General features: G+C 57.2%; 17 protein-coding genes. All 17 read left to right on the forward strand.

Annotated elements, in window-relative coordinates:
* The first annotated feature begins 13 nt into the window (after positions 1–13).
* The 17 genes from GXP70_RS13755 to GXP70_RS13835 all read left to right on the forward strand — a co-directional run bounded on the left by GXP70_RS13755 (position 14) and on the right by GXP70_RS13835 (position 25,969).
* Positions 14–2,896: an ABC transporter permease gene (locus GXP70_RS13755; RefSeq protein WP_162357343.1), complete on the forward strand. Its 2,883-nt coding sequence runs from the start codon at positions 14–16 to the stop codon at positions 2,894–2,896.
* 3 nt (positions 2,897–2,899) lie between these two features.
* A complete protein-coding gene (locus tag GXP70_RS13760; RefSeq protein WP_162357344.1) occupies positions 2,900–3,805 on the forward strand; it encodes an ATP-binding cassette domain-containing protein in 906 nt (301 codons plus the stop codon).
* Between the two features lie 32 nt (positions 3,806–3,837).
* A complete protein-coding gene (locus GXP70_RS13765; protein ID WP_162357345.1) occupies positions 3,838–4,911 on the forward strand; it encodes a LacI family DNA-binding transcriptional regulator in 1,074 nt (357 codons plus the stop codon).
* A gap of 719 nt (positions 4,912–5,630) precedes the next feature.
* A complete protein-coding gene (locus tag GXP70_RS13770; protein WP_162357346.1) occupies positions 5,631–7,052 on the forward strand; it encodes an ABC transporter substrate-binding protein in 1,422 nt (473 codons plus the stop codon).
* A 271-nt stretch (positions 7,053–7,323) separates the two neighbouring features.
* Positions 7,324–10,230 carry an extracellular solute-binding protein gene (locus GXP70_RS13775; RefSeq protein ID WP_162360469.1) on the forward strand — a complete coding sequence of 969 codons (2,907 nt, stop codon included), beginning with the start codon at positions 7,324–7,326 and terminating at the stop codon, positions 10,228–10,230.
* Between the two features lie 96 nt (positions 10,231–10,326).
* Positions 10,327–11,214: a carbohydrate ABC transporter permease gene (locus GXP70_RS13780; RefSeq protein ID WP_404822358.1), complete on the forward strand. Its 888-nt coding sequence runs from the start codon at positions 10,327–10,329 to the stop codon at positions 11,212–11,214.
* Between the two features lie 4 nt (positions 11,215–11,218).
* A complete protein-coding gene (locus GXP70_RS13785) occupies positions 11,219–12,085 on the forward strand; it encodes a carbohydrate ABC transporter permease (protein ID WP_162357347.1) in 867 nt (288 codons plus the stop codon).
* A gap of 13 nt (positions 12,086–12,098) precedes the next feature.
* A complete protein-coding gene (locus GXP70_RS13790; protein ID WP_162357348.1) occupies positions 12,099–13,568 on the forward strand; it encodes an NHL repeat-containing protein in 1,470 nt (489 codons plus the stop codon).
* Positions 13,549–14,169, forward strand: a complete 621-nt coding sequence (locus GXP70_RS13795) for a Yip1 family protein (RefSeq protein ID WP_162357349.1) — start codon at positions 13,549–13,551, stop codon at positions 14,167–14,169. Before GXP70_RS13790 ends, GXP70_RS13795 begins: the two co-directional genes overlap by 20 nt.
* A gap of 14 nt (positions 14,170–14,183) precedes the next feature.
* A complete protein-coding gene (locus GXP70_RS13800) occupies positions 14,184–16,760 on the forward strand; it encodes a DUF5696 domain-containing protein (protein ID WP_162357350.1) in 2,577 nt (858 codons plus the stop codon).
* Entirely contained in the window at positions 16,757–17,662 is a 906-nt protein-coding gene (locus GXP70_RS13805) for a carbohydrate ABC transporter permease (protein WP_404822339.1), read from the forward strand. Before GXP70_RS13800 ends, GXP70_RS13805 begins: the two co-directional genes overlap by 4 nt.
* A gap of 21 nt (positions 17,663–17,683) precedes the next feature.
* Complete coding sequence (locus GXP70_RS13810; protein ID WP_162357351.1) at positions 17,684–18,682, forward strand: carbohydrate ABC transporter permease; 999 nt, start codon at positions 17,684–17,686, stop codon at positions 18,680–18,682.
* Between the two features lie 27 nt (positions 18,683–18,709).
* Positions 18,710–20,434 (forward strand): DUF5060 domain-containing protein, encoded by a 1,725-nt coding sequence (locus tag GXP70_RS13815; RefSeq protein WP_162357352.1) that lies wholly within the window; start codon positions 18,710–18,712, stop codon positions 20,432–20,434.
* Positions 20,435–20,484: 50 nt separating this feature from the next.
* Positions 20,485–21,474, forward strand: a complete 990-nt coding sequence (locus GXP70_RS13820; protein ID WP_225442794.1) for a glycoside hydrolase family 113 — start codon at positions 20,485–20,487, stop codon at positions 21,472–21,474.
* On the forward strand, positions 21,471–22,385 hold the full coding sequence (locus GXP70_RS13825) for a phytanoyl-CoA dioxygenase family protein (RefSeq protein ID WP_162357353.1): 915 nt from the start codon (positions 21,471–21,473) through the stop codon (positions 22,383–22,385). The genes GXP70_RS13820 and GXP70_RS13825 overlap by 4 nt, the downstream gene beginning before the upstream one ends.
* A gap of 726 nt (positions 22,386–23,111) precedes the next feature.
* A complete protein-coding gene (locus tag GXP70_RS13830; protein ID WP_162357354.1) occupies positions 23,112–25,403 on the forward strand; it encodes an ABC transporter ATP-binding protein in 2,292 nt (763 codons plus the stop codon).
* Positions 25,400–25,969: a DUF1854 domain-containing protein gene (locus GXP70_RS13835; protein ID WP_162357355.1), complete on the forward strand. Its 570-nt coding sequence runs from the start codon at positions 25,400–25,402 to the stop codon at positions 25,967–25,969. Before GXP70_RS13830 ends, GXP70_RS13835 begins: the two co-directional genes overlap by 4 nt.
* Positions 25,970–25,972: the final 3 nt, after the last annotated feature.

Here is a 25,972-nt window from a genome sequence, read left to right on the forward strand (position 1 = left end):
AATCGAGGGAATTATGTCCGTTCTCATCATGCTTCTGCGCAAAATGGCCAGAAATTATTGGTTAGTCATCTGTTTGTTCAGCGGCATGCTGTTATGTATCGCGCTCACGTCAAGCATGCCGATCTACAAGAATGCCGTGCTGCATCATATGCTCGTGCAGGATTTGGAACGCAGCTATGAACAAACCGGGGAGCACCCGGGCATGATCGCCGCGCAGTTTACGATGCAGACCGACAATGCGGCGATTCAATCGGGCATCATGAGCCGGTTCAACGGTTATTGGGCTTCGCGGATCGTCGGAAACCCCTTGCTTCATGTCACGCAGAACCAGCAGCAGGTCGAGACGGTTCGATTCGGGCTAACGCCGGTCGATCCGTCCCGCGTCGACCCGCAGGTGAAGCGCGCGGCCAAGTTCTCCATGCGCACCGGCATCGAAGAGCATGTCCGGCTGATCGACGGCAAGCTTCCATCGCCGGCGAAAACGGACGGCGTATACGAGGTCATGGTCACGGACAGCGCGCTCGCGCAGCTCGGCATGCTGCTCGGACAGGAATACGACGTCAAGGATCCGAAGGTGAAGGAAGCGATTCGGATCAAGCCCGTAGCCGTCATCGTCGAGAAGGATCTGAACGATCCGTTCTGGGGCATGCAGGATCTGAAGAACGACCAGAATACGCTATTCCTGCCCGAGAAGCTGTTCGAGTCGGATTTTATCGCGAAGCATCCGGTCATTATCGGCCGGGTGGGAGGGACGGCCATCGCCGATTACGCGCAGTTCAACCTCGATACGGCGGCCTTCATGCTGGACCTGAAGACGAATCTGGCGCCCGACATGCTGGGCAAGTTCAATTATTCGGTCAGCTCGACCGTACTCGTGCCGGGCGCCGAAGCGATGACGGCCTACAGCGAACGGGAGAAGACGCTCCGCACGCTGCTCTGGTCGCTAAACGTGCCGTTGTTCATTCTCATTACGTTCTACTTCTACATGGTAACGAGCATGCTCGTCGAACGCCAAAAGTCGGAGATTTCCGTCCTGCGCAGCCGCGGCGCTTCGAGATTCCATCTCGTCTTGATGTACGCCGCCGAGTTCGGCTTGCTCGCGATCGCCGCCTTCGCCGTCGGACCCTGGCTGGGCGTCCTGTTCACGCGCGTGCTCGGGTCGACGAGCACCTTCCTGAACTTCGTCGACCGCGGCTCGATGCAGGCCGAGATGGACGCGGAGAGCTGGAAGTATGCGGCCGGCGCCGTGGCGGCCGCCTGGCTGCTGAACCTGATTCCGGTCTTCGTCGCGACGAAGAATTCGATCGTCGACCAGAAGCGGGCGAAAGCGCGCGAAGGCAAACGGCCGATCTGGCAGCTGTTTGGCATCGATATCGTGCTGATTCTCGTGGCGCTGTACGGCAATTACGTATTCCGCCAGCGGATGACCGACCTGGTCAAGCTCGGTCTCGACGGCAAATCGCTGTCGGCCGACCCGCTGCTCTATACGATTCCGACGCTGTTCATTCTCGGCTTCGGCCTGCTTATGATGAGGCTGTATCCGCTCTTCGTGGCGATCTTCTACCGGATGGGACGCAAGCTGTGGCCGCCGCAATACTATACGACGCTGCTGTTGGTCATCCGCCGGAACCGAATCTATCACGGGCTGATGCTGTTTCTGATTCTGACGATCGGCACGGGGATCTATAACGCCAACACGGCGCGCACGCTCAACGTGAACATGGAAGATCAGATCCGGTATGCCGGCGGCAGCGATATCGTGCTGCGGCAGCATTGGGAGAACGACGCGGTATCGGGCGGCTCGGCCGGTCCGTCGGTTTCCGGCCAGCCGGCCGCCCAAGCGCCGCCGCCGGACAAGATTCACTACAAGGAGCCGCCGTTCGAGCTGATCGAGACGCTGCCTGGCGTCGACACGGCCGCGAAGGTGTTTACGAAGGAAGAAGGAGAAGCCTGGCTCGGCACGAAGAGCGGCAAAGTCAAGCTGATGGGCATCGATACGGATGCGTTCGGCAGTGCCGCCTGGATGAAGGACAGCCTGACGCCGTATCCGTTCTATGACTATTTGAATCTGATCGCGCCGGACACGCACGCCGTGCTGCTCTCCCAAACCGCGGCCGATTTCTACGGCGCCAAAATCGGCGACACGCTCGATGTCGGCTGGGAAGGGATCCGGCCGACCCGGCTCGTCGTATACGGCATCGTGCCGTACTTCCCGGCATTCAATCCGAACCCTGCCGCCGGCGCGAAGGAGAACGACGACAAGCAGAGGAATCCGATGCTGATCGTCGGTCATCTGGATACGATTCAGAACGAGCTCGGCGTGGAGCCGTATGACGTGTGGGTGAAGTTGAAGCCCGGCGCGAACAGGCAAGCGATGCTGGACGAGATGGACAAACGCCAGATCAAGCTCGAGAAATTCGAGGATACGATCGGCAAAATTTCGGAGAGCCGCATGGACCCGTTCCGGATGGCGATCAACGGCGTCATGACGCTGGGCTTCATTATATCGCTGGCGATCAGCTTCCTGGGCTTCATGCTCTTCTGGCTGCTGTCGCTCCAGGGGCGGATGCTGCAATTCGGCATTTACCGCGCGATGGGGATTTCCTTCAAGCAATTGCTCGGCATGATGACCTTGGAGCAGCTGCTGACGACGGGCGCGGGCTTCTTCATCGGCATTGCGACCGGCTTCGCGGCCGGGCAGATCTACGTGCCGCTGTTCCAGCTGTCATTCGATCCCGGCCGCATCGTACCGCCGTTCCAGGTCATATCCGACCATGCGGACGTATTCAGGCTCGGCATCTCGACCTGCTTCATGCTCGCTGCCGCGCTCGTTATTCTGACCTGGCTGCTGAAACGGATGAATATTCATCAAGCTGTCAAGCTAGGGGAGGACTAGCTATTGATTACATGCGAGAATCTGGTTAAAATCTATAAAACTGCAGAAGTTGAAGTCGTTGCGCTGCAAGGTTTGAATTTGCAGGTGAATCAAGGCGAGATGATGGCCGTCATCGGCAATTCGGGCAGCGGCAAATCGACCCTCTTGAATATGCTCGGCGGATTGGACCGTCCTTCCGCGGGACGTCTGACCATCGCCGGACAAGATATGCTGAAGCTGACGGACAAAGAACAGAACGTCTACAAACGCGAAACGGTCGGTTTTATTTGGCAAAATAAAGCCCGCAACCTCGTTCCCTACCTGACCGCCAGAGAGAATGTCGAAATTCCGATGCTGCTGCATGACCGGAAGAAGAAGCGGCTGCGCGCAATCGAGCTGCTGGAAGCGGTCGGCCTCGGCTCGCGGACCGGACACAAGCTGCAGCAGCTCTCGGGCGGCGAACAGCAGCGCGTGGCGATTGCCATCGCGCTGGCCAACCGGCCGAAGCTGCTGCTGGCCGACGAACCGACGGGCGCGCTCGATACGGGCACGTCGGATCAAATCATGGCATTGCTGCGCAAATTGAACGCCGAGCTGGGGCTGACCATCGTTATCGTGACGCATGATTTGGACCTTGCGAAGCAGGTGCAGCGGGTCGTGCTCATCCGCGACGGCCGGACGTCTTCGGAGATGATCCGAAGAACGGACGAAGAAGAGGGCGAAGAGACTTCCGGCGAAGCGGCGGGGCTCGATACCCATATCGAATACGCCGTCATGGATCGTTCCGGAAGGATTCAAGTGCCCGAGCATTACTTGGAGGCGGTCGGCGCCAAGGATGCGGACAAAGTGCTGCTGCGGCTCGAAGAGGACCACATCGTTTTGCGCCCGATTGCGCCGGAGGCAAAACGGGGGGGAGAACGATCGGAATAACGATTAAATAAACGGGAAACGGACGGGTCATCATGAGAGGAAAAGTGAGAATACAAGAAATCGCCGATTTAGCGGGTGTGTCCAAGTTCGCTGTTTCTCGGGCTTTATCAGGCAAAAGCGGCGTGAGCGCACAGACGCGGGAGAAAATATTGCGTGTCGCGGGCCAATTGGGCTACTTCAAGAACAACGAGCAGCAGCAGCAGCGATTCACGGGCGAATTGCAGGAATACGACGAGGTCAAGTGGGACGGCACGATCGTGGTCATGTTCCCTAATCTGCGTTACCAGAATCGCGATCATATCTATTGGGGACCCGTGTTCGAAGGGGTATCCTCGCGGTTGCGTCAGCGCGGGCTGGACATCATTACGATAACGGAGCCGTCCGACGACAACGTGTTCAAGCTGCTGAATCCGGAGGCCATCCAGGGCATCATTACGATCGGCACGGTGACGACGCAAATTTTGCTCAAGATCAAGGAGATGGACATTCCCGTCGTCATGGTCGACCACAGCGATCCGGTCTTCGCGTGCGACACGATCTTCACGGATAATTTCAACAGCATGCAGCAGATGATGATGAAGCTGATCAGCAAAGGGTACCGCAAGTTTCAATTCGTCGGCAACATCAAGGATGCGCAGAGCTACTTCGATCGCTGGCTTGCATTCCGCTCGACGCTGGAAAGCTGTCAGATCGAATTGCAGCAGGATCCGATGCTGATCGGACCCGAGGCCCAGGACATCTTTCTCTTGTTCAAGCACTACAAGCCTAAGCCTGTCGAGCTTCCGGAAGTTTACGTGTGCGCGCATGATGTCAACGCGCAGTTTCTTATCGAGCAATTAGGTTATTTGGATATCGAGGTGCCTGCCCGCTGCGCGGTTACCGGCTTCGACAATACCTGCCATTCCCATCCGATTCTTGCGACCGTCAACGTGAACAAGGAGCTGCTCGGCATGCGGGCCGTGGACCAAATGTTATGGCGTATTCAAAATCCGGGAACGGCGCACGAGAAAAAACTGATTTACGCGGACGTTATCCTGCGGGAAAACTATGCCTATCTGCCGGATGGAGAAACGAAGCGCGACGAAGCGGAGTCGGAAACCCGTTAAGTATAAGTTAGGCTGTTAGGTAGTTAGGCTGATAGGGAAGCGATTGCATGTCGACAGCCTAATGTTAGCAAAAGCAAGAGGTGATCACTACCAGTGTGCCGCATGTTGTTGCGCTGCTGCTGCGATCATCGATATCCTTCATTGCCTCTGCCGTCCGGTCCCTGTATGATTTCAACGGAAGATCGCTGCAACTTCACCAGGTTCGCTTCAAATCGATCCTATTCATCGTTCAACATAGATCATAACGTACGGACGACTGCGCGAAAATTATCATTATAGGGCATTGTAGTATGGCGTTCCAGCATGACATAGCAGTATGGCATTGCAGAATGATTGCGGCTTGCAGGAGTCGTCGCCTTTCGGGTTGTTTGTAGCTTGCAAACAGATGACTTGAAAGGGGACGGCTCTTGTTTGTCTGCGCATCGGTTATGGAACGCCGCAACCCTTAACATAACAAAATAAAAACAAATTTCAATTATGTTGCAAAAATGTTGTGGATATTACAAAAACCTAATTGACTGAATTTAGCTGCGGATGCTATTATTGACATGTAAGTCATCTAACACTTCGCAAACCGGTGGTGATGGCGGAATACTAAAAAGCTAAAATTGAAAACGGTTACGAAGCTGTTAGGTAAAGAAAAACGCAACACGTAAACCGGTGGACCTTGCCGGAGCAGAGAAGAAATGCTCATAAAAAAACGGGAGGTTGTTTTGCGAATGAAAAATATGAAAGCACTTACATTGTTGTTAGCCGCTACGATGGTCACATTGACGGCGTGCGGCAGCAGCAGCGACAACACCAGCAACTCGGGTGGCAACGCTGCCAGTAATAACGGCGCCGGCGACGCCGCGACCAACAACGCGGGAGCAACGGGCAACAATGCCGCGCCTGCCAATGACGCTGCCGGCAATGACGCGGCTGCGGCCGACGATGCAGCGGCGCCGGCAGCGGTCAATCTCGACGGGCGAGAAATTCATATCTCCGCATGGTGGGACGGAACGCCGCAGGGCGATACGGCCGATTCGAAGAAAGCGCTCGACAAGCTGCACGAGGTCGAGAAGAAGTATAACGTCAAGATCAAGTACGATAACATTCCGTTCGATAAATACATGGATAAGTTCACGACATCCGCGCTGGCCGGAACGCCAATGGCCGACATCTCCATTCTTGAATTCAAGCGGGCGCTTGCGCCGATCAAACAAGGCCTGATCCTTCCTCTCAGCCAATACACGCAAGGCACCAGCGATATCAACAACGAACAGAAACACACGGTCAAGCTTCCTCCGATTTTGGGCGACGAGTACTTCTTCGGCGGACAGGGCGTATCGACGGTAGGCATGTTCTACAACCGCGACCTGTTCAAGAAGCTGGGCCTGCCGGACCCGCAAGAGCTGTACGCGAACGGCCAATGGACATGGGATAAATTCCTGGAGGTGGCGAAACAAGCCACGACCGACACGAACAATGACGGCAAGCCGGACACATGGGGCTTCGCGGACTGGGCGCCGGGCGCAGCGCGCGACTTCGGCGTAACGAACGGGGCGTTGTTCGTCAACGACGATCTGACGGTCGGCTTTACGGATCCGAAGATGATCGAAACGCTGGAATTCATCAACCGTCTCTATAATAAAGAGAACGTCGTCAAAGTGAAGAAAGGCGACAAGAACAGCTGGGATGAAGTGAACACGTTCAAGGACGGCGATGTTGCGATGACCTCGAACTTCGACTGGAACGTCGGCGGTCTGCCGTTCGAAGTCGGCGTCGTACCGAATCCGCAAGGCCCGAGCGGCGACGGCAAGTACACGTATGCCAATACCGCCCAGAACGGCTGGGTCATTCCGAAGGGCGTAAAGGATCCGCAAATCGTGTATCAAATCTATGAAGAACTGCAAGACCTGCCTTCGACCGAAGAATATCTCGGCCAGAACGGCTTGGAAGCCCTCTTCAAAAACCAGCAGGACATCGATATGGCGATTCAGCACATCAACGGCACGGGCCGTATCTCGCTTGAAGAAGGCGTTGCCGATTATCCTTGGTTCTCGGTCATGGACGACATCATCAAGAAGAACCAATCCGTATCCGCAACCGTCGAGAAGTACAAAGCGCCTGCAGAAGCCGCTCTTGCCAAATTGAAATAAGGTTCGAAAAGGTATTGAAGGGAGGGGAGGCCGGATGTGCCGGTACAACCCTCCTTTTCTATTCAAACCGGTCCTAACAAGCGGCAGGCGAAATCGATAATACATATCAAACATGCCCGTACGGTGTTTGGTGTTTTGATAGGTTTGTTATGCGCAGGCAGGGCGATAGGCGCATATGCGCAGTTTATCGCCGTCAGGTTGATTGTTCCGCAGATCAAGTCGCCGCCTAGGAGGGCTGACATTGAAAGGGAGAAAACGGCTAAAGAAATGGATGATGACGGCGGCATGCGTCGTCATCGCGGCAGCGCTGCTCGTCGTATGGACGCGGACGGGCAATGACGGAACGGCATCCGCCGGAAGCCGGTCGGAATTCGACGAGAGCGCCTGGTCGACGCAGCAGGACGGACGCGGTGATTACGCGGAATATTTGGCGAAGAATGCAAGCGCTGTCTTCGCGGACGGCGAAATCATCCTGGATGCCTCCAATTACGCCAAGACGGAGGGGGAAGGCTTCGGGAAGCTGGACAATTACGAGGGCATGACCGGCTCATCCCTTAAGACCGGCGAGCAAGGACGCGTGGAATGGAACGTCGATGTGAAGCAAGCGGGCTTCTACAACATCGGGCTGCAGTATTTCCCGATCGCAGGCAAGAGCTCCAGCATCGAACGTTCGCTCGAGATCGACGGCGCCGTACCGTTCACGGAAGCGTCCTATCTGCAGTTCGACCGCGTGTGGGATAACGAGCTTGATCATATCAAACAGGACAATCAAGGCAATGATCTGCGGCCGGAGCAAATCGAGAAACCGGCATGGCGCGAGGCGATACTCGAAGATTCGGACGGTTATTATGCCGATCCGTTCAAATTTTATTTGAGCGCCGGTCAGCATACGATTGCTTTCGTTTCGCAGCGCGAGCCGATGGTCATCCATCAAGTGAAGCTGTATCAAGAGAAACAGCCTGCTGCATATGAGGAAACGCTGAAGCGGTACGAGCAGGACGGATTGAAGAAAACCGGCGGCCAGCTGATCACCGTACAGGGCGAGGCGGCCATTGCGAAGTCGTCGCCGACGCTCTATCCGCAGACGGAACGCTCGACAGGCGCCGTCACGCCGTACAGCCCGAAGCTGATCCGCGTCAATACGATCGGCGGCTATAACTGGCGTCTGCCCGGGCAGTGGATCGAATGGGAAGTCGACGTGCCGGAAGCGGGTCTTTACCAAATCGGCATGAAGTCGAAGCAGGAATTCGTGCGCGGGCTGTATTCGACGCGGCGGCTGCTGATTAACGGCGAGGTGCCGTTCAGGGAAGCCGAACGCATTCCGTTCCGCTACAAGAACGGTTACCGCATCGATGTCATGGGCGGCGACGAGCCGTACCTGTTCAAGCTGGAGAAGGGCAAGAACATCATTCGCATGGAAGACACGCTTGGCGAATTCGCGCCGCTCATCCGCGAAGTGAAAGAGAGTCTGTACAATCTCAATGCCATGTATCGCAAAATCATTATGATTACCGGCGCTTCGCCGGATAAATACCGCGATTACCGATTGGATAAGCAAGTGCCCAAAATGTTGGAAACGTTCCGTACCGAGAGCGACCGGCTGACCGCCGTCAGCAAGGAACTGAAGCGGCTGTCGGGCGGGAGCAGCGATTCCGAGGCGCTTCTGAAGACGATGGCGCTGCAGTTGAACGAATTGGTGAAGGACCCCGATACGATTCCGCGCCGTCTTGCCGCGTTCAAGAGCAACGCGGGCGGACTGGGCACCTGGCTGCAGAAAGCGATCGAGATGCCGCTGCAGCTCGATGAAATCTACGTCGCTTCGCCGGATAAGAAATTTCCGTCGTCCGGCGAAGGCTTCTTCTCCAAGCTGAAGCATGAACTAGCGACGTTCATGTATTCGTTCGTTATCGATTACAACCAGATCGGCAACGATTCCGACGAGAAGAATCAGAAATCGATTACCGTCTGGATCGGCAGCGGCCGCGACCAGGCCAATACCTTGAAAGCGATGATCGATGAAACGTTTACGCCGGAAACGGGCATTAACGTGAACTTGAAGCTCGTGCAGATGAACACGCTCTTGCCGGCGACGTTGGCCGGCCGCGGTCCGGACGTCGCGATGCAGATCAGCAACGATATTCCGGTCAACTACGCGATGCGCGACGCGGCAGCCGATCTGACGCAGTTCTCCGATTATCCGGAAGTGGCGAAGCGGTTCCGGGATAGCGCGCTCGTGCCGTACACGTACGAGAAGGGCGTGTACGCGCTGCCGGAGACGCAAACGTTCAACATGCTTTTCTACCGCAAGGACGTGCTCGCGGAGCTCGGTCTCGAGGTGCCGCAAACCTGGGACGACGTGTACAAGATCTTGACCGTTCTCAGCAAGAACCGCATGCAGTTCGGCATGCCGATCACCGTTCCGCAAACGTCGGTGCCGGTGCCGGGCCAGAACATTCCGCCGAACTCGATCTACGGCTCGCTGCTCATGCAGAACGGCGGCCAATTCTACCGCAACGGCGGCAAGGAGTCCGATCTGGATTCGAGAACCGGCGTGGAAACGTTCAAGGAATGGACGGATTTGTACAGCGACTACAAGCTGGAACGCGAATTCGATTTTGCTAACCGTTTCCGTACGGGCGAAATGCCGATCGGCGTCGTGGATTACACGACCTATAACCAGCTCACCGTCTTCGCGCCGGAAATTCGCGGCATGTGGGGATTCGCTCCGATTCCGGGCACGAAGCAGGCCGACGGCACGATTCGCAGAGACACGCCCAGCACAGGCAACGGTACGCTGATGATGAACAGCGCCAAAGACAAAGACGCGTCCTGGGCTTTCATGAAATGGTGGACGAGCGAGAAGACGCAGACGAGCTTCGGCCGGGAGATGGAGGCGCTCATGGGAGCTTCCGCGCGTTATCCGACGGCGAACATCAAAGCGCTCGACAGCCTGCCTTGGCCGGTAGCCGACTACGAGAACCTCAAAGCGCAGTTCGAATACGTTCGAGGCGTGCCGGAGGTACCGGGCGGTTACTTCACCGGACGCCATCTTCAGAACGCGTTCCTGAAAGTCGTCGTCGAGAAGAATACGGAAGCGCGCGAAGCGATTCTGGACTATACCCAATACATTCAAGACGAGATCAAAGCCAAGCGCAAAGAATTCGGCCTGACGGAATAAGGAGGGATCCATGTGTCAACGATCGGTACACCGAGTCAGCCTTCAGTGACCGTGACAACCGGGAAGCCAGCGGCGAAGACGTCAAGCTGGTGGGCAATCAAATGGCAGGAGATCAAAGCGCATAAGCATTCTTATATCCTGATGTCTCCTTATATGCTGCTCTTTGCGGTCTTCACCGTACTGCCCGTGGTCATGTCCGTCATTATCAGTTTTACGTACTTCAACATGCTGCAATTCCCTCGCTTTATCGGATGGCAGAATTATTCCCGGCTGTTCCTGGAAGACGACGTGTTCTTGATTGCGATCAAGAACACCATCCTCTTCGCGGTCATTACGGGGCCGCTCAGCTATATCGCGTGTTTCGTCTTCGCCTGGATCATTAACGATCTTCGGCCGAAGCTGCGCGCGTTCATGACCTTGATCTTCTACGCGCCTTCGATTTCGGGGAACGTCTACTTCCTCTGGCAGATGATCTTCTCGGGGGACCGTTACGGAATCGCGAACGGTTTCCTGATCAAGATGGGCGTCTTGCTCGACCCGATCCAGTGGCTGAAGACGGAGGCATACATCATGCCGATCATCATCCTCGTCCAGCTCTGGCTCAGTCTCGGCACGGGCTTCCTCGCTTTCATCGCGGGTCTCCAAACCGTGGACAAGACGCTGTACGAAGCGGGCGCCGTCGACGGGATCAAGAACCGCTGGCAGGAGCTGTGGTACATTACCCTGCCTTCGATGAAACCGCAGCTGATGTTCGGCGCGGTCATTCAGATCACCTCGTCCCTGGCTATCGCGGACGTGTCGATCTATCTGGCAGGCTTCCCGAGCGTCAACTACGCTGCCGAAACGATCGTCACGCACTTGATCGACTTCGGTACGATCCGATTCGAGATGGGCTACGCATCCGCGATCGCGACCGTGCTGTTCACCTTGATGGTGGGCACGAACCTGGTCGTTCAACGACTTCTCAGGAGGGTGGGGGAATAGTCCGATGAGGTTAGCGCTTCCAATTCGCAAGAAAAGGGTAAACCGTTCGTTCGCCGGAACGTTCTGGATGTTTATTTTTCTCGCAGCCGTCGCCGCTTTCATGGCGCTGCCGCTCGTGTACGCGATCAACGCGGCGTTCAAGCCGCTCGACGAAATCTTCCTGTTCCCGCCGACCTTGTTCGTCCGGCATCCGACGACGAGCAACTTCATCGATCTGATGACGCTGCTCGGTCAATCCTGGGTACCGTTCTCGCGGTATATTTTCAACACGTTCTTCATTACCGGCATGGGCGTCGTCGGACACGTGCTGCTGGCCTCGGCCGCGGCGTATCCGCTCGCGAAGCATAAATTTCCGGGATCGCGGATCATCTTCACGGTGGTCGTGCTCTCCCTGATGTTCACGCCGCAGGTTACGGCGATTCCGAACTACATGGTCATGTCCTGGATCGGGCTCATCGATACGTATTGGGCCGTTATCGTGCCTGCCTTCGCGTTCTCCCTGGGCCTCTATTTAATGAAGCAGTTCATGGAGCAAATTCCCGACGCGCTGCTGGAATCGGCGAAGATCGACGGCGCCAACGAATACCGGATTTTCTGGCAAATCGTCATGCCGAACGTGAAGCCGGCCTGGCTCACGCTCGTCATTCTGCTGTTCCAGATGCTGTGGGGCACGGACGGCAACGGCTTCATCTACAGCGAGCAGTTGAAGACGCTTCACTACGCCTCGAACCAGATCATCTTCGGCGGCATCGCTCGCGCCGGCGTCGGCTCGGCCGTCGCGTTGATTCTGATGAGCGTGCCGATCGCGCTGTTCGTGGTGTCGCAAAGCCGCATTATCGAAACGATGACGACGTCCGGCATGAAGGACTAGGGGAGGTGGAAGCGTGCAATTGAAGAGGGTCTTGCTGCTAATCGCAATTCTATCGTTAGCGGCTTCGGTCGGCATTCCGGCGGCATCGGCAGCTTCGCCGTACGAAGCCTATACGTACGATTACTACGGGGATTCATCGCCGCTGCCAGCCCCCTATCTGCCGGATACCGCCATTACGGGCGCAAGTCTGGGCGTCGGCGATTTCAAAGAGCCGAACGACATGTACGTGACGACGGACGGCACGACGTACATTCTGGACAGCGGCAACGCGCGGATCATCGTGCTGAATCCGGACATGCAAGTGGATCGCGTCATCAAGACGTTCCGGAACAAAGGCAAGGAAGACGGGTTCGCGGCTCCGCAAGGGCTGTTCGTATCCGAGAACCAAGAGATCTACGTGGCGGATACGGACAATAACCGCGTCGTCGTGCTATCCGGCAAGGGCGAATTGATTCGCGTTGTCGCGAATCCGCAATCGGACATCCTGCCCGCGGATTTCAAGTTTGTCCCGCTCAAAGTAACGGTCGACGCGGCGGGGCGCGTATTCGTCGTGGCGCGCGGCGTGTTCGAAGGGATCATGCAGTTCGACGACAAGAACAATTTCATGGGCTACGTCGGTACGATTAACGTAACGCCTACGATCTGGGACCGGCTATGGAAGTCGTTGTCCACGAAAGCGCAGAAGGCGCAAATGCAGCTGTTCATCCCGACCGAATTCTCGAATATCGATATCGACGGCAAAGGCTTCGTGTACGCGACGGCGATCGATATCACGTCCGATACGCCGATCAAGCGGCTGAATCCGTCCGGCGACGACGTGCTCAAGCGTCTCGGCTATTGGGCGGTCAAGGGCGATATCCGCTTCCGGATGTTCGGCAACAATTCCGGTCCGTCCAAGTTCACGGATATCAAGGTGCTGGGCGGTGGCATGTACGTCGCGCTCGACAGCAACCGCGCGCGGCTGTTCACCTATAACGATGAAGGCGATCTGCTGTACGCCTTCGGCGGACGGGGCAATCAGCTGGGGGTCTTCAATAATCCTGCCGCGGTCGAGAAGATCGGCGATAAGCTGGCCGTCTTGGACAGCGGCAAGAACAACATCGTCGTCTTCCGGCCGACCGAATTCGGCACGCTGGTTCAGCAGGCGACGACGGAGCATTACTACGGCAATGACGACGTTGCCGTCAAGTTATGGAGCGACGTGCTCCGGTTGAACACGAACTACGAGATCGCCTACCTCGGCATCGGCAAATCGCTGCTGATGCAGAAGGAGAACGAGAAGGCGATGGAATACTTCAAGCTCGGCATGAGCCGCAAGAACTATTCGGTCGCGTACAAGCGCTATCGCCGGGAAGTGCTGAAAGAACAGTTCGGCACGGCGATGACCATCGTGCTCTCGCTCCTTATCGCGTTCATCGCGTACCGCATAGCAAGAGTAGTCATAAGAAGGAGGGCTGTGAAACGTGAAGCAGGACTTTCTTAAGTTTCCGCTCCATCTGATCGTGCGTCCGTTCGACGGGTTCTGGGATATGAAATACGAGGGCAAAGGGAAAATGAAGGTCGCCTTGATCATCCTGCTCGCCGTCGTCCTTACGACCATCCTGCAGAAGCAATTCGCCGGATTTCTCGTCAACATGGTCGATCCGCGTTCGCTGAACAGCCTTGACGATCTGCAGTTCACGGTGCTTCCTTTCTTATTGTTCTGCGTCGCGAATTGGTCGATTACGACGCTCATGGAAGGAGAAGGGAAGTTCAAAGAGATCGTGATGGCGACCGGGTATGCCCTGCTGCCGATCGTGCTCATCAACCTGCCGATGACGTTCGTCAGCCGGTTCATGACGCAGGAGGAGACGGCGTTCTACTATCTATTGAACAGCATCTCGAGCTTATGGTTCGTCATCCTGCTGTTCGTCGGGATCATGACGGTCCATCAATACACGCCGGCCAAGACGGTGCTGACGATGGTGCTGACCGTAGTCGCCATGGGATTCGTCGTCTTCATCGCCACCTTGGCGTTCAGCCTCGGTTCGCAGCTGTACTGGTTCATCTACGACGTTTATCGCGAAATCATATTCCGGACCTAAAGGAGGCCGCACCTTTGAATAGACGAACAAAATGGTATGCGGCGCTGGCTTGTATCGGGATCGTCGGCATCGGGGCGTTCGCCTATAGCGCGTATACGAAAGGCGCGCCGTCCGCGGACATAGCTGCTTTTGCGCGATCGGACATGAAGCCTGCCGCAGCGACCGAGCTGAAGTATCTGGCGGCCGGCCCGAACGCCGTTCCGGGCATGAAGCTGGTTGCGAAGACGGATGCGCTCGCGCTCTACATGAATCCGGATACGACCGATATCGCCGTCGTCAATCTGGCCACCGGCAAGATCTGGAACAGCAATCCGGGGGATATCGGCTCGGATGCCAAAGCGTCGCCCTTCGAGAAAGACCGGCTGGCCGCGCAAGTCACGCTGAACTACCGCGATTCGATCGGAACGCTCGGGCAGATCACCAACTTCACGGACAGCATCCAGCGCAAACAATTCAAAGCGGAGGGCATCGAGAACGGCGTGCGGATCACGTATACGATCGGGGATACGTCGCTCGGGATCGACGCGCTGCCGAAGCGGATCAGCAAGAAACGGCTCGAAGAGAAGGTGCTGAGCAAGCTGGACGAGAAGTCTGCGGCCTACGTCACGAACCGGTATTATCCGCTGGATAATAATCCTGACGTGCTCGAACGGCTGGATGCGGAAGTATCGCGGGCGCTCGTGCTCAAGCGAATGCTCGATGCCTTCGAGAAGGCGGGTTACACGGCGGAGGATTTGAAGGCGGACAACGACGAGAACGGCGCGTCCGGCGGCAGCGCTTCGACCAAGCCGAATTTCACGATACCGGTCGAGTACCGGCTTGACGGCGATTCGCTGCTCGTTCACGTGCCGGTGAAGGATATCCAGGAAGGCAAGGGCTATCAGATCCGTTCGGTCGAGCTGCTTGATTTCTTCGGCGCGGCAACCACGGAAGACAAAGGGTATATGCTCGTTCCCGACGGCTCCGGCAGCCTGATCAACCTTAACAACGGCAAGGTTAAGGAAGAGATCTACGTCCAGCGGGTATACGGCGACGACGAGAACGACAATTCGAAACGGCGCGGCCAAATCGCCGAGGCTGCGCGGCTGCCGGTATTCGGCATGAAGACGGGCGACGAAGCATGGTTCGCCACGATCGAGAAGGGCGAAGGCATCGCCAGCATCAACGCCGACATTAGCGGCCGCAAGAACTCGTACAACAGCGCGTACGCCAGCTTCGCCATCCGCGGCGAAGACGAGCTCGAGCTGTACAAGGGCAACAAGGTCGACGAATTCCAGCTGCTGACCGACGCCCGCTTCGAAGGCGATATCGAGGTGCGGTACAACTTCCTCTCCGGCGACCAGGCTTCGTACTCGGGCATGGCCGCGCTGTACCGGAACAATCTGGTGAAGGAAGGCGTGCTGAAGCCGCTGAAAGCGAAAGCGGAGCTGCCGTTCTACGTCGACCTGCTAGGAGCGGTGGACAAACGCAAATCGTTCCTCGGCGTTCCGTATAAAGGCTTGATGCCGATGACGACGATCGAACAAGCGAGCCGGATCGCGGCCGAAATCAAGAATGCCGGCATGTCCAACGTGCAAATGCGCTACGTCGGCTGGTTTAATGAAGGAATCGATCACAAAATTCCGGAGACCGTCAAGCTCGACGGCCAGTTGGGCAGCAAGTCGGAGCTCGCCAAGCTGGCGGAGCAGTTGAAAGCGATGGGCGGCAATCTGTATCCCGACGTGGCGTTCCAGCATGTGCTTCGCGAGAACCACGACTTCAAGCCGGCTTCCGACGCGGCCCGGTTCGTAACGAGAGAGCAGGCGCTGCTCCAGCCGTACGACCGCGCCTTCAATGCGATGAACACCGAATGGGGATCCTTCTATTTGCTCTCGCCGGCGAAGCTTCCTTACTTCGTCGACCGCTTCGTCGACAGCTACAAGAAATACAAGATGGATTCCGTCGCGCTGCGCGATCTGGGCGATACGCTCACGGCCGATTATCGCGTAAGCAGGGTCGTATTCCGCGACGTCGCCAAAAACATCGTGTCCGCGGAGCTAGGCAAGATCGAGGAGCGCTATCCGAACGTCATGATGACCGGCGGCAATCAATACGCGTTGAAATACGCCGATCAGCTGCTGAACGTGCCGACGTCTTCCAGCTCCTTCAGCATCGAGGACGCGGTCGTTCCTTTCTATGAAATGGTTATCCACGGCTATATGGATTACGCGGGCGATCCGATCAACCTGGACGACGAGCAGGATCTGACGTACCATCTGCTGCATTCGCTCGAGTACGGCACGGCGCCGCATTTCTTCTGGTCGTACGAATCGTCGTCCAAGCTGAAGCTGACGACTTACGAAACGCTGTTCTCGACGCATTATTCGGATTGGCTCAAGGATGCGGCGGACCTGTACGGCAAGTTGAACGGCGTGCTTGCCGGCTTGCAGAATCAGACGATCACGGAGCATGTCCAGCATATGCCGGGCGTTGCCGAGGTGCGTTACAGCAATGGGACTTCGATTTATGTGAACTATACGGATCAGCCGGTCACTGTGAACAACGTTCGAATCGGCGCGAAAAATTATACCGTGGGTGGTGACGGCCAGTGAACTTGAAACGATTGACCTTATCGCAGAAACGCTCGCTTCTCGGCATCCTATTCATTCTGCCTTGGCTTCTCGGCTTCGTCTTCCTGTTCGCGACGCCGCTGTTCCAATCGATCCACTTCAGCTTCAGCGATATGAAGATCTCGCCGGGAGGCGGCTACACGCTGGACTTCATCGGCTGGGGAAACTTCAAGAACGCGTTGTCGGTCGATCCGAACTTCAACCGCATTCTGACCCAGTCCCTGTCCGAGATGGCATGGAACGTGCCGATGATCCTGTTCTTCAGCTTGTTCACGGCGGCCTTGCTGAACACCAAGTTCGTCGGACGCCCGTTCGCGCGCGCGATCTTCTTCCTGCCGGTCATTCTGGCGTCCGGGGCCATCGCGGCCGCGCAAACGTCGGGCCTCATCCAACTGACCGGCAGCTCCGAGATCGCGAAGGAGCTCGGCCAGCAGCAGAACGGCTTCGACCCGCTGTCGCTTGCGTTCACCCTGTCGGACGCGGGACTTCCGATGTGGTTTATCGAGTACATTATCAGCGCCGTACAGCGGATTTACGAGATCATCAAGAGCTCCGGCGTGCAAATTCTGATCTTCCTGGCGGCGCTGCAATCCGTTCCCATCTCGATGTACGAGGTCGCCAAGATGGAAGGCGCGACGGCGTACGAGACGTTCTGGAAGATCACGTTCCCGATGGTCAGCCCGCTCATTCTGACGAACATCATCTATACGATTATCGATTCGTTCACGAACAGCCAAGTGACGACAACGATCTACAGCACGGCCTTCCAGGCGCAGAACTTCGGTCTCAGCGCCGCGATGTCGTGGATCTACACCGCCGTGATCAGCGTCGTTCTCATAATCGTAGGCATCCTGGTGTCCAGAAAAGTGTTCTACTACAATTGACGAGATGGGAGGCGAACGGCAATGAAAGTACCCAATATGCAAAGCGAAGCCGTCATCATTCAAATGCAGAAGGCGCGAAACAGATCGGTCTCGCTATTATGGCTGATTTTTCGCTACGTTCTGATCATCGGGATTTCGTTCATCATTCTCTATCCGATCCTTCAGCAGCTGTCGGTTGCCTTCAAGGATAAGATCGATATTTATAATCCGACGATCTACATGGTTCCCGTGCATTTCACGATGGAGAACGTGCGGTATGCGATGGCGGTTCTGCATTACTGGCCGCTGCTGAAGAACACGCTTCTATTCGCCGCGTCCACGACGCTCCTGCAGGCCGCTTCATGCTCGCTCGCGGGCTACGGCTTCGCCAGGTTCAACTTTCCGTTCAAAAATATATTGTTCACGCTGGTCGTCTTGACGATCTTGATTCCGTCCAGCACGCTGATGGTGCCGATGTACATCCATTTCCGCTCGTTCGACCTCTTGGGCGTCATCCACCTGATTACCGGCAAAGAAGGCATCAATATGTTGAACACGTACGGGCCTTCGCTCATTACGGCAGCCTTCGCCAATGGATTGAAATCGGGTTTGTACATTTATATCTTCCGGCAGTTCTTCCGCGGGATGCCCGGGGAAATCGAAGAAGCGGCGCTCATCGACGGCGCCGGCGGCATCCGCACGTTCTTCACGATCATGCTGCCGAACGCGATTCCGCCGCTCATCACGGTTATCCTGTTCGCGTTCGTATGGCAGTACAACGATATCTTCTACGCCTCGCTGTTCAACAGCTCGAGCGATCTGATGTCGATCAAAGTCTCTTCGCTGCCCGCGGACGTGAATCAATACTTGCCGGAAATTATGGGCATCGGTACCGGCACGAACGTCAAGGTCGATCCGAACCAGGTGTCCATGATCGTGGATACCGGCATCTTGCTGGCGATATCCCCGCTTATTGCGATGTATCTCTTCGTTCAGCGCTTCTTCGTCGAGAGCGTCGAGCGCTCGGGCGTCGTCGGTTAAGCGCGGGCCGAGGGAGGGGAGAACGGCATGAACCGACGAACGCTTATCTTCGCCGCGATCGGCGGACTCCTCCTGGCTGCAGCGGCGCTTCCCGTATTAATGCCGGCCATGAACGGCGATCGCGAGTCTCCCCCGTCCGGGCCTGAAGCCCGGGCCGGGGAGGCTCAGACTGCAGCGGGAGAAGCGCCGCGCATTCGCGGCGCGAGAGCGAATGCGACGGAAGTCGGCCTGTACGAGAAGTTCGAGCTTGCGCTCGAGATGGACGGGGACTTCGATAATCCCTATGACCCCGACCAGATCAGCCTGTCGATGGAGCTGACGTCGCCTTCGGGCCGGAAGTGGAACATCGACGGGTTCTATGATCCAACAGAGACGACCGGGTCGAAGTGGAAGATCCGGTTCGCTCCGGACGAGAAGGGGACATGGCGCTATCGGTTCCAAGCGGCCGGTCATGGCGGCGCCGACAAGAGCAAGGAGACCGCAGGAGAATTCAACGCCGTTGCTTCCGGATCGCGGGGCTGGATTCAGGTGTCGCAGACGAACAAGCGGTACCTGGAGTACCGCGACGGATCTTCCTTCTATGGTATCGGGCTGGCGTATCCGTGGAATATCACGGACGAGAACCTGGACAGAATCGCGGCCAGCGGCGGCAATCTGATTACGTACTGGAACGGCAACTACGACGGCGAAGGGAACGGCGGCGGGAGAAACCAGCTGCAGTCGTACGAAGCCGGCGTCGACAAGATCGATCCGCTGAAGGCGCAGCGGGTGGACGATCTGCTCGCGGCGTTCGAGCGGCGGGGACTGCATATGAGCTTCGTCATCTGGCCGCATGATTCCTTGGCCGATCAGCTGGAAGGTTGGCCTAACGCCTGGTCGCAGAACGGTTATTCGGCGATCGGGCCCGCGAAGGAGTTCTATTCGAGCGAAGCGATGTGGAAGTATCAGGAACGGCTCTACCGGTATATGATCGCGCGATGGGGGTACAGCCAGGCGCTCGGCATCTGGGATCTGGTCGATGAGATCAACGGCACGGACGGCTGGGCGCAGAACCCGACGGACGTAACGGATGCCTGGGTCGCCAAGGTGCATAAGTATTTCAAGGCGCATGATCCTTACGGCCATCCGACGATGGGCTCCATGGCGGGCAGCCGCCAGGATTACTGGGATTTCGCATATCGCACGCTCGATCTCGCCGATCGGGAGAATTACTATAATTTCACCTACGACGGATATGCCAAGGACATCCAGAAACGTTGGGACAGCTACGGGAAGCCGCTCATGATCGGCGAGACCGGCAATATAACCGATACGGAGAAGTATCATCAAGCGATCTGGGTGTCGCTCGCGAACGGGCTGGCATCCATTCCGGTCTGGTGGGATTTCGATCATATGAGCGACGAGATGTTTACGCAGATGAAGGCTTTGGCTGCCTTCGCGGCAACGATCGATTTCCGCGAACCTCGCACGCCCGTCCATGTCGAAGCGGATCAGGCATCGAAGGCGCAGGCATGGGCGATGCAGGGCGAGAGCCGGTCGTTCGGCTGGCTGCTGGCCGAGAAGGGCGGAGCGGGCGGCAAGCCGGTGACGCTGGCGAACTGGGCGGACGGCGCCTATACCGTCGCCTGGTACGATCCGTGGACCGGAGCGTCGATCGGCGAGAGCGGCGCGAACGCCGCGGGCGGCTCGCTGACCGTGTCGGCGCCCGCGTCGACAGAGCCCGATCTGGCCTTTACGATCACGCGGCGATAACGATTGCCCTGCCGCAAGCCTAACATACCGATTAAAGGAGTAGGTCGACGATGAATTTCGTGAAAGGCATGACGTACGGCTGGAACAGCAAACGCGGCGCATACAGGCAGCCGTATGCGGTTGACTCGCTCCGCAAGCTCAGGGAGACCGGGAGCGAATGGATCGCTCTGTCGTTCTATACGCATCAGGCCAACACGCACGCGACGGAAATCCCGTTCGATTACGGGTACACGATGACGGACAGAGACATCGAATTCGCCGTGAAGGAAGCGAAGGCGCTTGGCCTGAAGGTCTGCTTGAAGCCTGTCGTCAATTCCGCGGACGGCATCTGGCGGGCGCATATCGGATTTCCGGAGGAGGCGGGAGCCGAGCCTTATTGGAACGCATGGTTCCGCTCGTATACCAATTTCCTCTCGCATTACGCGGAGCTTGCCGAAGAATTGCAGTGCGAGATGTTCTGCATCGGCTGCGAGATGGTGAAGACCGAATCCAAGGCGGAGCATTGGACGGCGCTGATCGCGGACGTAAGGAAGCTCTACGGCGGGCCGATCGTCTACAACGCCAATCACGGCGCGGAGGAGCGGATCCAATGGCTGGATCGCGTCGACGTGATCGGCACGAGCGCCTATTATCCGGTTGCGAACGAGCCCGGCGACAGCGAGGAAGCGATGATCGCGAATTGGCTGCCGGTCCGGGAGAAGATGGCGAAGCTGCACGCCCGATTCAATAAACCGATCCTCTTCATGGAAATCGGCTGCCGCAGCGCGCTTGGCTGCGCGACGATGCCGTGGGACTTCACGCATACGGAGCTGCCGTTCAGCGAGGACGAGCAGGCGAATTTCTACCGCTCGGTCATGAAGGTGTTCTGGGATGAGCCTTGGTTCGCCGGGTTCTTCTGGTGGGACTGGAGCGTGAAGCTCTACGAGCGGGAGTCGGCCGGATCCAACGTCGGGTTCGATATCTACGGGAAAAAAGCCGAGCAGATCGTGAAGGAATGGTACGCGAAGCCGAAAGCGATGAAGGAGTTGAAGGAAGCATGAGTCTGAAAGCGTTGACGCCGGAGCAGATCGAACAATTCGTCGAGAGAGGCTACGTGCAGATCAAAGGCGCGTTCTCCCGTACGGCGGCTCTGGATGCGCAGTCGTTCCTCTGGGATAAGCTTGATGAGGTCGCCGGCATCGTCCGCGCCGATACGTCGACTTGGCAGGAGCCGATGATCAACTTGCGGGAAAATTACCGGCACGCCGCGTTCGATGCCTGCAATACGGCGGTATTCGCCGATGCCATCGATGATTTGACGGGTGCGGACCGCACCATTAACCGCTTCGTCGCCGGCGAGACGGATTCCGACAAGCTGCCGGGCTGGGGCTGGTGGCCCGTTAACTTCTTCGTCGGACGCGACGAGCCCTGGTTCGTTCCGACGAACGGCTGGCACTGGGACGGCATTCATTTCAGGCATTACGTCGATTCGCCGGAGCAAGGGCTGCTCTGCTTGTGCCTGTTCTCTGATATCGGTCCTCAAGGAGGGGGCACGCTCGTCGTCGAAGGCTCGCACCGGCCGGTTGCCCGCCATTTGGCGCAATTCCCGGACGGCGTATCGCTGGGCGACGGAATTCGCGGCTTGCATGCCGGCCACCCGTACTTCGCGAGGCTGACAGGGAATGCCGGCGCGCCGATGACGCCGGAGGAACGCAATGCCTATTTCCTCGAACAGGCTTATATTGACGAAGACGGTACGCGCCTGCGAGTCGTGGAGACGACCGGCGAAGCGGGCGACGTCATCCTGTGCCATCCGTTCCTGGTTCACGCCGCATCGCCGAATCTTAGCGGCGACGTCCGGTTCATGTGCAACCGGACGTCGCCCCTCAAGGAACGGCTGTCGTTGGACCGAAGCGCGCCGGACGACTACTCGCCGCTCGAGCGGAGCATCCGGGCGGCTATCCACGGCTGAACGCATAGCAGGAACAGGGGCTGTCCCCTAAGTAAGTCAGGGACAGCTCTACACAGTACAACCGCAAAGACCCAAGATGGGCAGACCTTGCTCTGCATCCTCTTGGGTCTTTTTGCATCGACCGTGCCATCTTCAGCTGGACAGGAGATCCGCTATTGCTGCCGAAAGTCGTTTTTTGGCTGCATTCCGAAGCCGATAACGCATCCGATGTCCGTTCGCTGCCTCCACAACGCCGATTTCGATCAACTAGCGGATCCTCTGTCCGCCGCCTATGTCTGTTCGCGGTCTGTTCGTGGGGGAGGAACGCGTCTGACGATGCATGATGACCTAGCGGTAATGTTGCCAGCCGCGGGCCTCCATCCGAACACCTTGTCAACAGCCTGCGGAGGACGAAGAAGGCTATCCTTCAGAAGAGGCTTCCCATGGTCATCCGACGATGACTTCTGGGACGGCCTCTTTTGGTGCAGGAGAATGCGGGGGGATTGGCGAATCTGTTCCCATAAGCGTTCGCATGCGTGTTCCCATGCGTCTTCGTACGCATGTTCGTACAGGCATCCGCGCAGATGAACGCGCGAAGACGGAACAATTTCATATCGTCCGAGAACGAATATAGTCAAAGTAAACCGTTGACAAACCCTGTTGCGACAAACTAAGATGATCTATGCCGTTTCGTATCCCACATAATGGGAGCGTTACCATTACTTTTTTTCGAAAGAGCTGATCACAATGCTTGCAGAGGATTTACAGCATGTTTTGAAGCAGCACGGCGTAACGGAAGAAGAGGTCGTATACAGCATGCTTTGCGATCGTACGACCGAAGGCGCGTTCGTGGATACGTACCTGATCCTGACGAATACGCGACTCTTGATTGCGACAAGCCTGGAGGAGCCTGCGCAAGAGAAAGTTTACAAGGGATACGGAGGACAATCCGGCTCGCATCGCGACCGGACACAAGCGCGAACCGCGAATGGCTGGTCTGTGGAAGCAATCGATATCGACAAAATTGAATCCGTTTTCATCGTGAATCTGGTCGCATCCGGGCTTGTGGTCATGAAAGCGCCGGAAGAACGCGCGATCGCGGCCTTCACGAACGGCGAGATGGGCAGAGCCTCGAAATTCGCGTCCGCGTTCACGAAGCTGAAGCAGAAGGAATCGCTTGACGAGCTGCGGCTGGACGATCACGAGCAAGCCGCTTGTCCGAAGTGCGGGATGATCTTCCCGGAGGAAAGCAGGAAGGTGTGCCCGAAATGCATGAAGAAGCATGCGATCTTCGCCAGGCTGCTCTCGTTCGCGGGGCAGTACAAGAAATCGATCTTCCTGATCATTCTCTTCATGCTGCTGAACTCGGGAACTGGGCTGGTCATCCCTTATTTGCAGGGCACCGTGCTGATCGATCAAGGGCTCGGCGGCGTAGGAACGTTCGCGCACCGCATCGGCCTGATCGTGCTGCTCATCATCGGTTTCCGTACGCTGTCGCTCCTGTTCGGCGTGCTGTACGGCGTCATCAACGCGAAAATGTCGGCGAATATCGCGTTCGATCTGAAGACGAGCGTATTCTCCGCGATGCAGCGGCTGTCGCTCAGCTTCTTCCAGCGCAAACAGACCGGACAGCTGATGACCCGGGTGAACAACGACGCGACCGAGCTGCAATATTTCTTCGTCGACGGACTATCCTACTTCGTCGTGAATGCCATGAACATTATCGGCATCACGGCGATCCTGCTCGTGCTGGACTGGAAACTGACGCTGCTCTGCTATCTTCCGCTGCCGATCGTCGTCATTCTGATCCGGCGCGTCTTTCCGAGACTGTGGCGGCTCTCCTGGAGAAGGCACCGCACGGTCAGCCGGATGAACGCGATCATCAGCGACACCATCCGGGGCACGCGGGTCGTCAAGGCGTTCGGGAAGGAACAGAAGGAGATCGACCGCTTCCATAAGTCGAACATGGCGTACTCGAACGCCGATCAGTCGTTCAACAAGCTTGGCGGCACCGTGTTCCCGGTCCTCAATATTCTGACGCAAACCGGCGGCATTCTGATCTGGTCGTTCGGCGGTTGGATGGTCATGGGCGGAACGATCTCGTTCGGCAAGGTGCTGACCTTCGTCAGCTACATGCACATGCTTTACGGACCGATCCAGTTCATGAACAATATCGTCGGCTGGTGGTCGTACTGCATGTCGGCCGCGCAGCGGATCTTCGAAATCCAGGATTCCGTGCCGGATGTGGCGGAGAAGCCGAACGCGGTGCATCTGGAGCGCATGAACGGCGACATTGTGGTGTCCGACATCGTATTCGGCTACGAGCCGAACAAAGCGATTCTCAAACAGGTGTCGATGCGCGCGAAGCCCGGTCAAATGATCGGCGTCGTCGGTCATTCCGGAGCGGGCAAATCGACGCTCGTCAATATCATCTCGCGGCTGTACGACGTTAACGAAGGCGAAGTGCGCATCGACGGGGTCAACGTCAAGGATTTATCGTCGGCGTCGCTGCGCGATAACATCGGGATCGTGTCGCAGGACGTCTACGTGTTCTCGGGCAGCATCGCCGAGAACATCGCCTACGCCAATCCGGAATGCAGCGTCGAAGACATCGTCTATGCGGCGCGCATCGCGCACGCGCACGACTTTATCGAGAAGCTGCCTGACGGCTACGATACGGTCGTCGGCACCGGCGGGCATAATCTGTCCGGGGGCGAGAAGCAGCGGTTATCCATCGCGCGGGCGGTGCTGCATAATCCGCGCATTCTCATTCTCGACGAAGCGACCGCTTCGCTCGATACCGAGACGGAGCTGCAGATCCAGGCTGCGCTGGATTCCTTGATCAAGGGCAGAACGACGATCGCGATCGCCCACCGGCTGTCGACGCTCCGCAACGCGGACTATCTTATCGTCATGGACAACGGCAAAGTGGTGGAGAACGGCACGCATGACGAGCTGATGACCAGCGAAGGGGCTTATTACCGCCTTGTGAAGAAGCATGACGAGGCGCTCAAAATGAACGAGGTGATATCGGCATGACAAGTCCACATACGGCTTCGGCGATTGAAGCCGGCCAAGAAGCGAAGGCGGCGAAGCCGACCTCCGACCTGTCGGATGCGGCGAATATCAAGTACTTGACGCCGTCCAATACCGTGTTTACGAAGACCGACGGCCAGATGCTCAATGTCAAGGTCGACGGCGAGGAGCACAAGGCCGTCTACGTGCACTGCTCCTTCCCGCATACGGACCGCAGCATCTACTTGTCGGTGCGGACGATCGACAACAAGGAGATCGGGATGATCCGCTCGCTGGATGATTTCCCCGCAGAGACGGCGGCGCTTCTGGGGGAGCAGGTGCTGATCCGCTATTTCGCGCCGGAGATTACGAGAGTGGTGCGCGTGAAGGAAGAATTCGGCTACGCCTATTGGGAGGCGGAGACGACGGCGGGTTTATGCCGGTTTACGGTGCGCGGAGGCGGAGGCAACACGAAGCTGATCACCGCGGCCCGCTTGCTCATTACGGACGTGGACGGCAACCGCTTCGTCATTCCGGACCTTGGCAGCCTCACGGACAAAGAATACCGAATGGTTGAAATGTGCATGTAAGCC

Origin of the sequence: Paenibacillus lycopersici, assembly GCF_010119935.1 — a bacterium.
In the GTDB taxonomy this organism is placed as follows: domain Bacteria; phylum Bacillota; class Bacilli; order Paenibacillales; family Paenibacillaceae; genus Paenibacillus_Z; species Paenibacillus_Z lycopersici.

Coding starts and splice junctions, on each gene's coding strand:
- GXP70_RS13755 (WP_162357343.1), top strand. CDS start 14: ATGTCCGTTCTCATCATGCTTCTGCGCAAAATGGCCAGAAATTATTGG.
- GXP70_RS13765 (WP_162357345.1), top strand. CDS start 3,838: ATGAGAGGAAAAGTGAGAATACAAGAAATCGCCGATTTAGCGGGTGTG.
- GXP70_RS13770 (WP_162357346.1), top strand. CDS start 5,631: ATGAAAAATATGAAAGCACTTACATTGTTGTTAGCCGCTACGATGGTC.
- GXP70_RS13775 (WP_162360469.1), top strand. CDS start 7,324: ATGATGACGGCGGCATGCGTCGTCATCGCGGCAGCGCTGCTCGTCGTA.
- GXP70_RS13785 (WP_162357347.1), top strand. CDS start 11,219: ATGAGGTTAGCGCTTCCAATTCGCAAGAAAAGGGTAAACCGTTCGTTC.
- GXP70_RS13810 (WP_162357351.1), top strand. CDS start 17,684: ATGAAAGTACCCAATATGCAAAGCGAAGCCGTCATCATTCAAATGCAG.
- GXP70_RS13815 (WP_162357352.1), top strand. CDS start 18,710: ATGAACCGACGAACGCTTATCTTCGCCGCGATCGGCGGACTCCTCCTG.
- GXP70_RS13820 (WP_225442794.1), top strand. CDS start 20,485: ATGAATTTCGTGAAAGGCATGACGTACGGCTGGAACAGCAAACGCGGC.
- GXP70_RS13825 (WP_162357353.1), top strand. CDS start 21,471: ATGAGTCTGAAAGCGTTGACGCCGGAGCAGATCGAACAATTCGTCGAG.
- GXP70_RS13830 (WP_162357354.1), top strand. CDS start 23,112: ATGCTTGCAGAGGATTTACAGCATGTTTTGAAGCAGCACGGCGTAACG.
- GXP70_RS13835 (WP_162357355.1), top strand. CDS start 25,400: ATGACAAGTCCACATACGGCTTCGGCGATTGAAGCCGGCCAAGAAGCG.